This is a genomic window from Erythrobacter donghaensis, assembly GCF_001557325.1.
Lineage (GTDB): Bacteria > Pseudomonadota > Alphaproteobacteria > Sphingomonadales > Sphingomonadaceae > Erythrobacter > Erythrobacter donghaensis_B.
The window spans coordinates 1-11,675 of record NZ_LSJS01000136.1 but is presented as its reverse complement, the minus strand read 5'-3'; the positions used below and the strand labels follow the sequence as shown (position 1 = coordinate 11,675).

15 protein-coding genes are annotated in these 11,675 nt (G+C 61.3%); 1 reads left to right on the top strand and 14 read right to left on the bottom strand.

Features of this window, described 5'->3' with window-relative positions; all coding sequences use genetic code 11:
- Positions 1-4: 4 nt before the first annotated feature.
- From AX692_RS07135 to AX692_RS07100, 8 genes are all read right to left on the bottom strand, one after another.
- Positions 5-331, bottom strand: coding sequence for a hypothetical protein (locus AX692_RS07135; RefSeq protein ID WP_073977616.1), 327 nt, complete (start codon positions 329-331; stop codon positions 5-7).
- Complete coding sequence (locus tag AX692_RS07130; protein ID WP_196491777.1) at positions 321-1,196, bottom strand: hypothetical protein; 876 nt, start codon at positions 1,194-1,196, stop codon at positions 321-323. Before AX692_RS07130 ends, AX692_RS07135 begins: the two co-directional genes overlap by 11 nt.
- A gap of 35 nt (positions 1,197-1,231) precedes the next feature.
- Complete coding sequence (locus tag AX692_RS07125) at positions 1,232-2,899, bottom strand: ATP-binding protein (protein ID WP_073977615.1); 1,668 nt, start codon at positions 2,897-2,899, stop codon at positions 1,232-1,234.
- Positions 2,900-2,918: 19 nt separating this feature from the next.
- Positions 2,919-4,190 (bottom strand): hypothetical protein, encoded by a 1,272-nt coding sequence (locus tag AX692_RS07120; RefSeq protein ID WP_073977614.1) that lies wholly within the window; start codon positions 4,188-4,190, stop codon positions 2,919-2,921.
- The gene (locus tag AX692_RS07115; protein ID WP_155646284.1) at positions 4,165-5,364 is read right to left on the bottom strand and encodes a helicase HerA domain-containing protein; all 1,200 of its coding nucleotides are present in this window, start codon (positions 5,362-5,364) and stop codon (positions 4,165-4,167) included. Before AX692_RS07115 ends, AX692_RS07120 begins: the two co-directional genes overlap by 26 nt.
- Positions 5,365-5,387: 23 nt before the next feature.
- Positions 5,388-6,413 (bottom strand): phosphoadenosine phosphosulfate reductase family protein, encoded by a 1,026-nt coding sequence (locus AX692_RS07110; protein ID WP_230961045.1) that lies wholly within the window; start codon positions 6,411-6,413, stop codon positions 5,388-5,390.
- A 68-nt stretch (positions 6,414-6,481) separates the two neighbouring features.
- Positions 6,482-7,117 (bottom strand): DUF7007 domain-containing protein, encoded by a 636-nt coding sequence (locus tag AX692_RS07105; protein WP_155646283.1) that lies wholly within the window; start codon positions 7,115-7,117, stop codon positions 6,482-6,484.
- A 49-nt stretch (positions 7,118-7,166) separates the two neighbouring features.
- Complete coding sequence (locus AX692_RS07100) at positions 7,167-8,249, bottom strand: hypothetical protein (RefSeq protein WP_230960732.1); 1,083 nt, start codon at positions 8,247-8,249, stop codon at positions 7,167-7,169.
- A 266-nt stretch (positions 8,250-8,515) separates the two neighbouring features.
- Between AX692_RS07100 and AX692_RS07095 the strand changes: the two genes are divergently transcribed.
- The gene (locus AX692_RS07095) at positions 8,516-9,019 is read left to right on the top strand and encodes a hypothetical protein (protein ID WP_330997310.1); all 504 of its coding nucleotides are present in this window, start codon (positions 8,516-8,518) and stop codon (positions 9,017-9,019) included.
- 11 nt (positions 9,020-9,030) lie between these two features.
- Here AX692_RS07095 and AX692_RS07090 read toward each other — a convergent pair whose 3' ends face one another.
- The 6 genes from AX692_RS07090 to AX692_RS20060 form a co-directional block, all read right to left on the bottom strand.
- Positions 9,031-9,426, bottom strand: coding sequence for a hypothetical protein (locus tag AX692_RS07090; protein ID WP_155646282.1), 396 nt, complete (start codon positions 9,424-9,426; stop codon positions 9,031-9,033).
- Between the two features lie 46 nt (positions 9,427-9,472).
- Complete coding sequence (locus tag AX692_RS20680; protein WP_269135727.1) at positions 9,473-9,598, bottom strand: hypothetical protein; 126 nt, start codon at positions 9,596-9,598, stop codon at positions 9,473-9,475.
- A 92-nt stretch (positions 9,599-9,690) separates the two neighbouring features.
- Positions 9,691-10,311, bottom strand: coding sequence for a DUF6927 domain-containing protein (locus AX692_RS07085; RefSeq protein WP_155646280.1), 621 nt, complete (start codon positions 10,309-10,311; stop codon positions 9,691-9,693).
- Between the two features lie 16 nt (positions 10,312-10,327).
- A complete protein-coding gene (locus AX692_RS07080; protein WP_073977384.1) occupies positions 10,328-10,969 on the bottom strand; it encodes a hypothetical protein in 642 nt (213 codons plus the stop codon).
- 47 nt (positions 10,970-11,016) lie between these two features.
- Positions 11,017-11,412, bottom strand: a complete 396-nt coding sequence (locus AX692_RS07075; protein WP_073977611.1) for a hypothetical protein — start codon at positions 11,410-11,412, stop codon at positions 11,017-11,019.
- Positions 11,381-11,675 (bottom strand): zincin-like metallopeptidase domain-containing protein (locus AX692_RS20060; RefSeq protein WP_196491776.1); only part of this gene is annotated, 295 nt, incomplete at its 5' end. The genes AX692_RS07075 and AX692_RS20060, both read right to left, overlap by 32 nt.

Genomic DNA, 11,675 nt, shown 5'->3' with positions numbered 1-11,675 from the left:
CCCGTCAACAGAAGGAACCGTTCAATGCGAACTTGACAAGGCCCGGATCATACAAGTCTATTTTCATCAGTATCTTGATGCCATCGACTTCGAAGCTTGCAAAGTCCCGTTCGGGTGAATCTGCTTGGAAAGTGCAGCGCCGCATCGCTCCGATCAGTCGCGCCTGTGCGAAGATGGCGTCGGCCGGTTTGTCGCCGGCGAGCTCCGCATGCAGGCCGGATGTGACCACGATCCTCGATGAACGGTCGAGACCGTGTCGCGCCCGGTCGTTGAGCCGCGCGATCCGTTCGGTGCGATCGGCAATCTCGATGTGCATGCTCTCAGTCTTCATGTGCATCTTCCTTGGCGTTGAAGCGGTCGAGCCATTCGCCCATGGCCATGCGTTCTTTCTCTGGTTGCTCCGCTGCCCTTTCCTGAAAGCGGACAAGGTCCGCCGGTGCGGCGTCGATGATCCTGTCGATCTCGGCCTCCCTGAGGAGACCTTCGGCCCGGATGAAATCGGTCATCCGTCCGGACCTCGCTTTGGTCGACTTGCGCCAGAGACCCTCCACAGTCTTAAGCCGCGGCGCGGCGCGAGCCTCGATCAGAACGATGGTGCGAAGCCACCGCTCCGGGAGAGCACGGACTTCATCGGGCTTCATCGCCGTGCAGAACACGCAGGATGATTTCGGCGGTACCGGTAGGCCGGCTTGCTCGATCCTTGCGGCACAGGCCTGTCGGTCCCAACCCCAATCGCGCAGCGGATAGTGGTTTTCGAAGAGCGGGTCTGTGATGGTTCGAGCGTGGGCATAGCGTTGCCCGTCGCGCAGACCTGCGTCATAGCCGATATAGCGTATAACCTTGAGCTTCGCTGCCCACGCCCTTCGCGCTGGTTCCCACGTTTTCACAAAGGCTTCCTGTGGTGCCGCCTTATATTTCAGCGAACAACTGGACCGTCCGAATGCTATCGACGGCAGACAGCCGTTTGTGAGCAGCGATTCCGTGAGGTCCCGGTAAGGTGGCCAGTTCTTGAACCGCTTGGCTTCATAGCGGACAACCTCGTATCGAATGTTCCGCTCGGCCATCCACCTTCGCATGAGCTCCTGATAGGCATAGGTCTCCGGTTTTTCGGCTCCGGTGTCGGCTGTAAGGACGAGGTCGGGCGCCTGACCTCTTTCATGAAGTTCGATGAGCAGAGCGGTGCTGTCGACGCCCATACCGTAGCACAGCACTCGCGGGGCCACGGTCACTCCTATTCCCCTGCCTGTGAGAACGTGACCGCGATCTCCTTCGCTGGATTGATGGTGATTGTGACGCTGCGATCCTTGGGAAGCACCCAGAGGATCCCGCCGACTGTATCGCGGATCCGTGAGGCGATGGCCTCTTCCTCGCCGAGAAGCACTTCTGCTGCCAGCTCGCGCGCGTCGCGCATGAAATGCTCGTGCTGGGTTTCCCAGGAATCGGCTTCGCTGTCGTCGCTCGCACAGAAGCAAACGTCCTCGATGAGCTCTGCGAGGACCTCTGGGACCAGCGTATCGTTCGGAACGAAGGCGATGCGGATTTGCTCGACCCCGCTGTACCAACCATCTTCGTTGACGCTGAATGCCACGTCGGCCTCGCGACAGTGCTCTTTCTCGTACTCGGTTAGCTGATGATAAATGCAGTAGCGCAGCTCGACGCGGTCGGCGACGATGTGTTCGCCGAGCGAGGGGAAGCTGCCGTTTTCGGCGACGATGTGCCGCGCTTCGCCCTTCTCGATGTAGAAGCGAACATTACCGAGCTGATGCAACCGATCATACCAGGCGTAGCCGGAATATTCGGCGTGGCTTTCGACCAGGCGGTGTCGACACATATCATCGCGCAGCGCTCGCCCGAGGGCTTGCCCTATTGCGGGCTCGAATTCTTCGACACGGATGGCGTTCTCGCCGCATGGAATCTCCGTGTAGTCGACCTTGAGTTGGTCATGTTCGGCAGCGCGCGGGTGCCAGACTGGAAGAACCGCTTCCGCTTCTGCCATCTCGACTCCGAGATCGCACGCTGCCTTCCAGTCGTCATAGCTGAGGCGGTGGGTTTCCTTCGCGGCGATTGCCTCGAAGATCGTACGCCGCGCCGCCGCGAGAAGCGCAGTCAGGCCATCGTTTTGGACGAACTCCTTGCGCGCTGGCAGCACCAGCGCGAGGTCTGGTGTTGCGCCAATATCGAGCTGTGCGTGATAGTGCTTGCCACCCAGCGTTTCGGAGACCCCGGCGAGCTTTCGCTTCAGCAGCAGGCCGTGGAAATTGACCGTGGGTTCGGAATGGTATTCATGGCCTTCGAAAACTCCGATCCAGCTTCCGTTCCAGCGCGCGACGTGGACGGCCTTGGCGAGGAAGTCCTCTCGCGGAACCTCGCATCCATTGGCGATGACCGGTATCGGGTAGAACTTGCAGACCTCCTTGACGATCCGTGCCGCACATTGGGCTGTCAGCCCGGGCATGAAGAACCGGATCGTCGTCCCGATTTCAACATCGATCGCGCGGACTGCGATATCCTGTTCGCCGGTCCAGCCATCTTCAGGAATGCTGGCCGTCCATCCCTTATCGAAATCCGCGCTGCGCGACGTGATGGTGGTTTCTTTGCCGGCGAGGCTGAACACGCCCATCCCGGCAGGATCCTCGGCCTCTGCGATGTCCGCCCCCCATCCGGAGTCCCCCAGTGCCAGCATTTGTGCTGGGTCGGCGACGCCGCTCCCGTTGTCGCTGACCATGATGCTGGTGCCGAGATCATTTGTTTCATGGACGATGCCGATCCAGGAAGCTCCCGCGCGTCGGCTGTTCTGCAGGAGCTCGTTCAGGATGTCCTCGATGGTGCCGTTGAACAGGCGCGTCACCTTTGTGATGGTTTGCGGGCTCACGGTCGGGCGTATCGTCGTGTGTATCATGGTCAGCGCTCCCTTTTGATCAATCTCGATCGCGCCTCCCCTCCCCCTCCCCTTTCCGGAGCCCTAGGATGTCCTGCAGCGTCAATTTGACCTCGCGCACAGACCGCCTTCCGAACCGGAATTCGTGATTTGTCGCGAATTTCGACACGCTGATCGGGTTGCGGCCGAGCGCTTCGGCGAGATCGGCGATCGCGATGCCCTGATCATGGGCAATCCGCAGCGCTTCCATTTCGTCTTGTGACCAAGGGCGGATGTATCCGTGCACCAGCCCAAGCACGTTGGCCTTCGTGTACACGGCGGCCTTGGTGCGCCCCATGCATTCGGCAAGCTTCGCCCCCGACATCCGGCCATAGTTTTCGCGCAGGAATGTGAGTTCGTCGTCTTTCCAGTCCGGCCCGCCTCTGAACCCGTTTGCCATCGCGTGCGTGCCCCGCAGGCCAAGATAGTCGGCACGCCAGCGGATCGAGCATTGCGAGCGTCCTAAGCGCAATCTGAGCGCCGTCAGGCTTGTGCCGGTCTCGTAGGCTTTTCGAAGCAAGTCATCTTCTTCAGGTAGCCAGGCTTTCCCCCAGCCTCGCCCGTAGCCGGCTTTGCGCAGACGGGGTTGGAAGCCGGCCTTGCTGCGCAGGGGGAAGCCTTCCTGAGCCAGCTTCAGGCGGATCTTCGAATAGGGCATTTCGGTTTCGGCCAATTCGAGCGCTCGAGCGAGTTCGGCTTCGCTCCACCCGGCCGGTTTTGCGGGATGCTTTAGTCCCATCGTCGAAGCGCGTGAGGCGGTGCCAGATATTGGCCTCCCGATCAGCACCGCGATCTGTGCGACGGGCAGGCCTTGACGATAGCCTTCAGCTAGCTGCGCATCTTCCCAATCCGTCCATCCCGGCGGATTGCCTTCTGACAGCCCGAGGATGCCTGCCCTGGCGTAAACTGCGGTGCAGCTTCGCGCGAGATGTTGAGCCAGCGTGGCTGTGGCCTCGAGCCCGTACCTCCTTCTGAGTTCGGCATCTTCCGTATCGGTCCAGACCCTCGTGCTATTCCGCCTGAGTCCGAGCGCACAGATCTTTGATCGCAAGCCATGAACGGGCCTTCCAAGATCTTCGGCTATTTTCTCGATGCTCTCGTCGGCCGCAAACATTTCGCGAAGTGTCAGAACCTCGCCTGGGCTCCACGCGGAAGTCCGGAAAGCCATCTCGCCGAGCGGCCTGTCTGCGACGACGGAAGAGTGAGGCGCAGCTCTGGCCACAAGCTCGACCACCGCGAATTCAGCATCATGCGAGGGCGACGAGATCGACATTGCTGTTCTTCTGTCGGAGGCGTGCGCTTAGGCGGGCAATCCGTACGGTTTCACGGTGTGTTGTTTCGATAGCGCCGAGCGCCGACAGGGTGTCCAGCGCTGCATGGACCTGCTCGGCTTGCTGGCCGGTGTGCGCACAGATATCGGTACAGGTCGTTGCGTTCGGCGCAATGCGGGCAAGCGCTTGAAGCGTTGTCACTGCTAGCCCCGCTGTCGGGTCGAGCAGGAAGTTGTCGAGGGCTCTCGTGCCGCGTAGCGCCGTGCTCCGCCCCCGGGGCTCGGCCGCGATGGTTTCCATGCACTCCAGGTTGAGCAGTCGCCTCGCGTCCTCGGCACTGTGGTCGGCGCATCCGACAAGCTTCGGCGTTGCGCCCACGTGGTCCGTTATGGTGGGGTCGATCTTCGCCAGCGTTGCGGTGACCACCAGTGCTGGGCCGAGCGCGTAGAACTCGCCCGGAGCGAGCGAACGCAGCCGTTCTGCCTCGCGCGGCCCGAATCCGAGGAAATCGGCCGCGCGCTGCACGTCCCGATCGAAGACATTGAGGCCGACCAGGAAGTTTAGCAGTTCGCTTGTCACGGAGGCGCTCAGTTTGGCGAGGCGCTGTGTCGCTACGATTGTGGCGAGCCCGCGCTTTCGGCCGCGCGAGCAAAGATCCGTGAGGGCGGCGACGCCCGTGCGCCGGGTCTCTGCATCGCGGGCGCTGCCGGCAACATGGGGTGCCAGAAGATGGCCTTCGTCGATGCAGACCAGCATGGTGTTCGGCCAGACCTCGGCAGGAGCGCTCATTAGGCCTGCGAAAAAGGCGGCGGCCTTGATGATGCGCTCTTCGGGGTCGAGATCCGAGAGATCGACGTGTAGAGCGATCCGGTGCTCACGGGCCTTGAGTGCGGCTGACGTCATGCCTTCGCAGGTCAGCGTTGATCCCACTATGCGCGCGGCACCGATGTGCTCGGCGAGGTTCGCGAACTCGCCTTCAGGATCGACGATCACGGTCGTCATGTATTCGAAGGCTTCCTCCACGATTCTGCGCAGCGTTGCGCTTTTGCCGGCGCCACTCGACCCCTGGATGAGCAGCCGCCCTGCCAACAGTTTGTCGAGATCGAGTTCCAGAACGTGCCCGTCATGGCGCCCGATCGGAACACAATTGGCGATGTGATTGGTATTTTGGACCATAGTGCGCTCCTTCCGCCACCCCATCAGGCGGTGGCCTTCCTTGTGCTGTGAAGTTCGGCGAAGCGTTCCCTGACGTCTGCCGCAGTCGCCCAGCGGTTCTTGAGTTTGTAGGTTTCGAGTAGTTCGGCCCGAACCTCTGCGATCGTGTTTGCTTCGGCGAGGCTCGGCACCCGCGGAGGCCATCCGCGTCTGAATCGGAGGTCAGCCGGCAGTCGCGCTTCAAGCGCGCGGCGGCGAGTGGCCATGTCTCTGGCACGCATTGATGACCCGCTGCTTTGGTGCGACAGCAGGCCGGGAGCCACGTCTGCGAGCCAGCGATCTGGCTGAAACGAGAATGCGGACTGGCATTCCAGCGCCACGATCCTGCGGTAGGAATCATGATTGCCCGGGCTTGCTGCTGAGACGGCAAGGTTGTTCATTCCAGCCAGAACGCAGAAGCTGCAGCTAAGCCGCGTGGCGCCCATGTTGTAGGCTTCGTGAAGCTCTATTCCTGCCGCCTCATGGTAAGCAAATACCTGCGATGCCGTCCAATCGATCACCGGGTGCCAGGTGATCATTTTGGTTCCGGCCCGGTTTGCTTCGGCGGCGAACCGTGTGTCAGCCTTGCTGATCGGTTCGCTGCTGCGTGCTCGGCTTTCCTCGCGTCGGATACCCACGACGGAGAGTATCGTTTCGCCGGCGAGCTCACGTCTCAAGTGTGCGCCGATTGGAGCGACCTTTGTTTCGCTCGTGCAGTACCGCAGTTTGGCCGACGACCATGGGCTGACCAGCTGATAGGTCGTCAGATCCTCATAGCGCGCCAGCGAACTCTTCCAGCGCTGTTCCCACCTGCTGATGAGACCCCCGGCCTTTCGGCGGACAACGGAGAGCGGGACGGCGAGTTTTTCGGCCGTCATTTCGACAAGTCTTGGCGTCGATTTCCATTCGATCATGCCAAGATCGGCGTGGATCGCGGAGCGGAGTTCGTGCGGGTGCCCGACGCCGTCGAGCCATAGGGATGCCGCGAAGGCTGCGGCGGCCGAGTCCTTGCCCCCGGACAGGCTGAACACGACCCGAGCGCCCTCTGCTATCGCGCGGCGCACTCGCGCATCGGCCCGTGCCGATGGCGGAGTCGGCGTCATGCGATCCTCTTGGGTCGCAGGTTTTCGGGTGCTTCGATGATTTCGTGCGCGATGTCGCGCAGGACCGTTACTTCTCCACGCTCCGCGTAGGCGACCTTGTCGACAAGCGCGCAAACTTCTTCATCATCGTAGCGCGCCCTGCCCAGATGATCGACGCTGGCGACCTTGCGCGCCACGACACCGGTCTTGCCCTCCGGCACCCAGTCCGCCCAATCGCCCCATGCTGCTGTTACACAGAACTCTCCGATGGCATCGAGGTAGGCCTTCCGGGTCCGCAGAACTGAAGAGTCGTTCACCGAAACGCTTTCTCCGGTGTGTGCGGTGTATCGCTCGGGATGCCAACACCGCGCCGTGTCTCTCGCGAGCTGCAGAAAAGCTTCACTGAAATCCTTGGCCTGGGCCAGTTCATCGGCGAAGGCGAGGACGGGCAGCGACCAATCGCAGTCTTCCTCGTAGGAGCCTCCATCGAGGCGGAGTGCATCCGGCATCGCGGCCTGGCGCGGCTCGGACAGCATGATGCCGCCATGGCTGGCAGTCATCACCGACCAGATGCCGGGGGCTATCTGATCTGCCTGTTGCACCGCGCCCCAGATCGACGTCGTTGGTCGTGGGCTTTGCGGAAAATGGGTCATCAGCGAACTCCTCCAAGATGATGGTTCGCTCCTTCCCTCCCCCTTTCCTCTATTCGAGTAGGCGGTGTGTCTCGGCCACGATCCTGGGTGCGGAAATGTCCTCTAGCTGCAGCGAGATCACCGGTCCGGCCTGCCCTAGCCGCTCTCGCTCGATTTTTCGCAGCTCCCGGTAGTGCGGATCGTCCGCCTGGAGGATCTGCATTGCATACCTCAGCTCCTGGCCTGTGTTCTCGTCCAGGAGGGCGACGAGAAAGTCCGGTCGGGCTGATCCGCTTGGGAGATCGAGATCGAAAAGGATCTTCTTTGCCGCCATACGGATGCCACTCCTTCGCAGGGCGTATTGTGCGTCCTGGAGGGCGCGAAGCACTTCGCGATCATGATCGCGCTCGGTCGGCACGAACTGGTTTCCGGTAAAGACCGGCTGCGCATAGGCGCGGAGCGCTCGGTAGCCTTCCCGGCGGCTGTGCTCACCTACGACTGCGAGTACGAGAAACGGGGGCTCGACTTCGGCGCGGATGATGCCTGTGTGCTGAATGCGGTTCCGAATTTCGACGGTGCCAAGCCCGGTGACGACTTCGCTGGATGTGAGTTCGTTTGCTTCCAGTAGGAGGAAGGCCTGCGGGGCGAATTCGTCCGGCCACTTCTTTGCCGCGCTGCGAAGGCGGGCATGCACCCGTTCGCGCTCATAATCGATCGCCGTCGTGTAGAGGTGATCGGAGAGTTTGACCCCCGGTGCGATCTCGAGGCCTTGCGCCGCCTCTTTCAGGTACCGCATCTCCGCACTGATCGAAGCTTGCCGCCCACCGCTCGGAGGAAGCTCGCGTAGCACGTTGGTGCCAGCGCGCTCTATCAGGAGCCATAACAGTTTGCCGAGGCGCGGAATGGCGACATGGCGCGACCGATCATCGGGTTCGGTGTCGAGAGGCTTTTGCGCCAGCTTTTCGGGCGCCTTCTGGTGCGCGCTAAACAGCCCCTTGGGCAGATCGATGCTGTAGAGGCTGTCTTTCGCCGTCTCGCGGATGCGTGGCGGTGCTTGCGGCAGAAAGAATGGGCAGTCTGGGTGATGTAGCGGCCGTGAGGTCAGTCGGCGCAGATAGTAGGTTTCCTGGAAGCTGAGGTAGGCCGCGCTCATTAGCGGCGGCGCGCGCCTTTCGCCAAGGCAATCACATGCGATCCATTTGTGATTCTCGCGCGCGGTCGAGACCAGCGAAACCGATGCCCGGTGATCGGCCTCGGTCCCATGTCCGGTATACCAACGCACGAGTGCAGCGCGGAGCGTGTCGCTTATTGCGATTCTCCCTGTCGTCCCAGTCGTATCCTTGCCTACAAGCCACATTTCCAATGGTACCTTGACCGCTCCATTTGTTCACCTTATGTTCATCACGCAGGAGATGTTTCATGATGAACAAGGTTTTCGATATCGGCAAATTCGATCTTGATGTGACGCTTCGCGACGCCGCTCTCGATCCGCAGTGTCGGGCTACCAAGCGGCTTCTCGCCAATGCTTCGATCGGGGTTGAGCCGTTCGATGCCTACTATTCGGCGCGTGAGCTTTACGAGACGCTCGAAGGTGTCTTCGAAGGTCTTCCGAACGCGAAGAAGCGGCTTACGCAGGTGCTCTCCTGCAACTGCGACGACTACCAGCGCTGTCTCTACTATGTTCTGGCGGGACGCGGTGTGGTCCAGATGCTTGAGGATCTCGAATGGCTTCTCGGGATCCTGGCTCCCCGCTTGAAGACGTCTGCCGAGCTACTGCGCGGCGGCGAGCGACCGTGGCCGATGATCAACCCTTATGTCGCCGCTGTGCCCGATGGGGTCGTTCCCTCGCGCGATGTTCCTTTCACTGAAGGACCGTCGTGGTACCTTGACCCTGACCTTGGCGGCGTCATCGAAGGCGAATGAATTGGACCAGGTTAGCGTTGCTCGGCATGCTTGGACGTCCGGTTGTTGCAATTTACGCTAAGCTCGGCCTCTGCAGCATCGTCGCAGTCATCGAACACCGAAATCGCCAGCTCTGAGCCTTCGCGCCGCAGCTTCACCGAAAGTCCGTCGATGCCGACCCACAGGGTGCGGTCGCCAGATCCGCGCCACTCAATGTCGGGAACTTCGTCGTCGTGGTTCAGCACCGCATTGTCGATTGCGGTCATGGGAAGGATCAGCGCCGTGCTCATGTCGGTCCCTTGGGGTTCATCTTTGAGGTATTCCTCGATTTCCTCGGCCGTTTCCACACTGTCCGGGAGCTCAATCACTGTGCACTCGGCCAAGCCCATGTAGGTTCCCGTCCCCGGGTGGTAGATGATTGGAGTCACGATCGTTCCTTTCTCGGGCACAGTCGTTCGTACGGCACCGGTTGCGTCACAGTACGATCACCTGCAGCTCCATCGCGTCATGCTTGCCGAATTCGGCACGCATGACGCGCAGCGGTTGCAGGCTGCTCCCGGTCCTGAAGACCGCATGCCCTTTGCCTGTTTCTTCGCTCATCCGGAGAGCAAGCCGCTCCGCATTGTCTCGTCCGCAAAGTTGAGCGCGCCTCGGATCGAGTGCTTGGGTGTCCATTGTTGGGGTGTCCCTGCTTAAGTTGCGGGGAAGAAGGTGCGCACGGTTCGAGCCGGCCTGATTACCTCGAATCGGCGTTCCAACAGTCGGCTGATCTTGAATCGGCCGCCTCCGGCAGGAGGCGTCAGTTCAATCCGCGCCCCGCGTTTTACGACCTTGAACTCTGAGTGCTGGCTTCCGTCCGTAAACTTCATCGGTTCGGGCAACCGGATGATGTCGCCATCATTTAGCTTGCGTTCTCTGAGACGAAGGTTCCGGTAGCAGCGGTTGCGCCAATCCAGGGCATGGGGATTGGATGTCGGCCCGAGACAGTCCAGGACGCTCCTTGGGCACCCGGCCTCGAAAGGCCCGCTGTTTTCGTCGATGTCCTTGTAGCCGAAGATCTCGCCGCTGGCGGCCTTGGGGTTCCAGCGCACTAGGCAGATGACGGCCGTCACGTAATGCACGGCCCCATTTTCGCCGTAGCGTTCGATGGCGGCGTAGTATGCGCCGCTCGTCGAGACGCTCTTGATCACCCGGCACCCATCGAGCTTGCCGGTTGCCTCGTCACGACGCTCCCATGTCAGCTGGTTATCAAGATAGGCTTTTGGGGTTTCGAAGCCGCCCATCCCGTATCGATGCATGTAAAGCCATCCCATGTTGTGTCCTTTCTTTTCAGATGAGCCGTTCCTGCGCGGGGGGCGACAATCCAAGGTCACGCGCGATCCGTTTTGCGAGGGCGGGGAGATCGGCGAGCACTCCGATGGATGCTTTGCGCATGACGGCCCCGGGCGGCTTCCAGAACGGATTGCGCCAGGCGACGCCCGGCTCGCCGAACCGTTCGGGTGAAATCCGCAGGTAGACGCCGTGGGCTTCCAGGACGTGCTCCCCCGCCAATGAGCTTTCAGATGTTCTGTAGCTGATCCGGTAGCGGGTGTGGTCAAGGCCCATCCCAACAGCGATCTGCCGCAGTGTGCGGTGGCCCTCACGTTGGTAGTGGCGGAGTTCCTCGGGTCGGTAGTCGAGCCCGCGCCTGATCAGCGATATGATCGCAGGCTGATGCTTCAGTTCGCCGAGCCGCACCATGCACTGATCTCTCAGCTCCCGGTCGTCCTCATCGGAAGTGCCCGGCTTCCCGTCAGCAATCCGCTGGAGGTGTCGGGTCAGCAGCAGCACCGCCGGGCAGGTTGTCACGTCTCGCCCTGCGAGGCGGACATCGGCGACCGCCTCGTTCACGGCCATGAGCGCTGTCTCGAAGGTTGTAAGTCCGTCCGGCTGCAGCGCACGCCGGTAACGGTAATCGATATCGCAGGACATGAGGTTCCCTTTCCATTGCAAGACGCAATGGCCCTCTCCCCCTCCCCTCAATGGAGGTTCTGTATCCGCTCGCTCGTACCGTTGCCGTTCAATGGCTCGTAGATCATCGGTGCCAAAAGGGCCTCTGGCACGATGTGCTCGAGGATGCGCATCATCGCGGACAGCGCGACGCCTCGGCCGTCCGATCGAATGGCAATGGATTGGCTTCCTCCCAGCCCGTCCATTTCGAGCTTCCATCCGATCGGCGGTTTTCCCAGTAGTGCGTCGAGTACGGCTGCCGGTAGGCGTGCTGGAAACAGCCCCTGGACATGCTCCCCTAGTTCGGGTGCGAGAAGCATTCGCTGTCCGTCGATCCGGTCCGTTCCGTATTGCTCAAGCTGCGCGAGCCTGACCACGCCCTCGAGGCCTGGTTCAAGCAGCAGCCGGAACTTGCGCCGTTTCATGGCGGGTCTCCTCGGGCTCGCTCTCATAGCCAGAGAAGGCTGCAAGAAGGTTGAAGGCTTGGTCGGCTTTGGCGGCAGCGGTGATGATCGCGGTTTTGTCGGATTTCAGGATGTCGAGCCAGTGCGAGAGGTAGCTCGCGTGGCTTTCGTGAAGGTCTGCCGGAAGGCCCAGCTCGTAGCAGATTCGCGCCGAGACCTGTTCGGCGATATATCCTGACAGTCCAGCCCTAATTTGAATTTTTGGGGGTCGAGCGGAGGTGCTG

Excerpts from the sequence above, each read along its gene's own strand:
- AX692_RS07135 (WP_073977616.1), bottom strand. The coding sequence starts at position 331 with ATGAAGACTGAGAGCATGCACATCGAGATTGCCGATCGCACCGAACGG.
- AX692_RS07130 (WP_196491777.1), bottom strand. The coding sequence starts at position 1,196 with ATGGGCGTCGACAGCACCGCTCTGCTCATCGAACTTCATGAAAGAGGT.
- AX692_RS07125 (WP_073977615.1), bottom strand. The coding sequence starts at position 2,899 with ATGATACACACGACGATACGCCCGACCGTGAGCCCGCAAACCATCACA.
- AX692_RS07120 (WP_073977614.1), bottom strand. The coding sequence starts at position 4,190 with ATGTCGATCTCGTCGCCCTCGCATGATGCTGAATTCGCGGTGGTCGAG.
- AX692_RS07115 (WP_155646284.1), bottom strand. The coding sequence starts at position 5,364 with ATGGTCCAAAATACCAATCACATCGCCAATTGTGTTCCGATCGGGCGC.
- AX692_RS07105 (WP_155646283.1), bottom strand. The coding sequence starts at position 7,117 with ATGACCCATTTTCCGCAAAGCCCACGACCAACGACGTCGATCTGGGGC.
- AX692_RS07100 (WP_230960732.1), bottom strand. The coding sequence starts at position 8,249 with ATGAGCGCGGCCTACCTCAGCTTCCAGGAAACCTACTATCTGCGCCGA.
- AX692_RS07095 (WP_330997310.1), top strand. The coding sequence starts at position 8,516 with ATGATGAACAAGGTTTTCGATATCGGCAAATTCGATCTTGATGTGACG.
- AX692_RS20680 (WP_269135727.1), bottom strand. The coding sequence starts at position 9,598 with ATGAGCGAAGAAACAGGCAAAGGGCATGCGGTCTTCAGGACCGGGAGC.
- AX692_RS07085 (WP_155646280.1), bottom strand. The coding sequence starts at position 10,311 with ATGGGATGGCTTTACATGCATCGATACGGGATGGGCGGCTTCGAAACC.
- AX692_RS07080 (WP_073977384.1), bottom strand. The coding sequence starts at position 10,969 with ATGTCCTGCGATATCGATTACCGTTACCGGCGTGCGCTGCAGCCGGAC.
- AX692_RS07075 (WP_073977611.1), bottom strand. The coding sequence starts at position 11,412 with ATGAAACGGCGCAAGTTCCGGCTGCTGCTTGAACCAGGCCTCGAGGGC.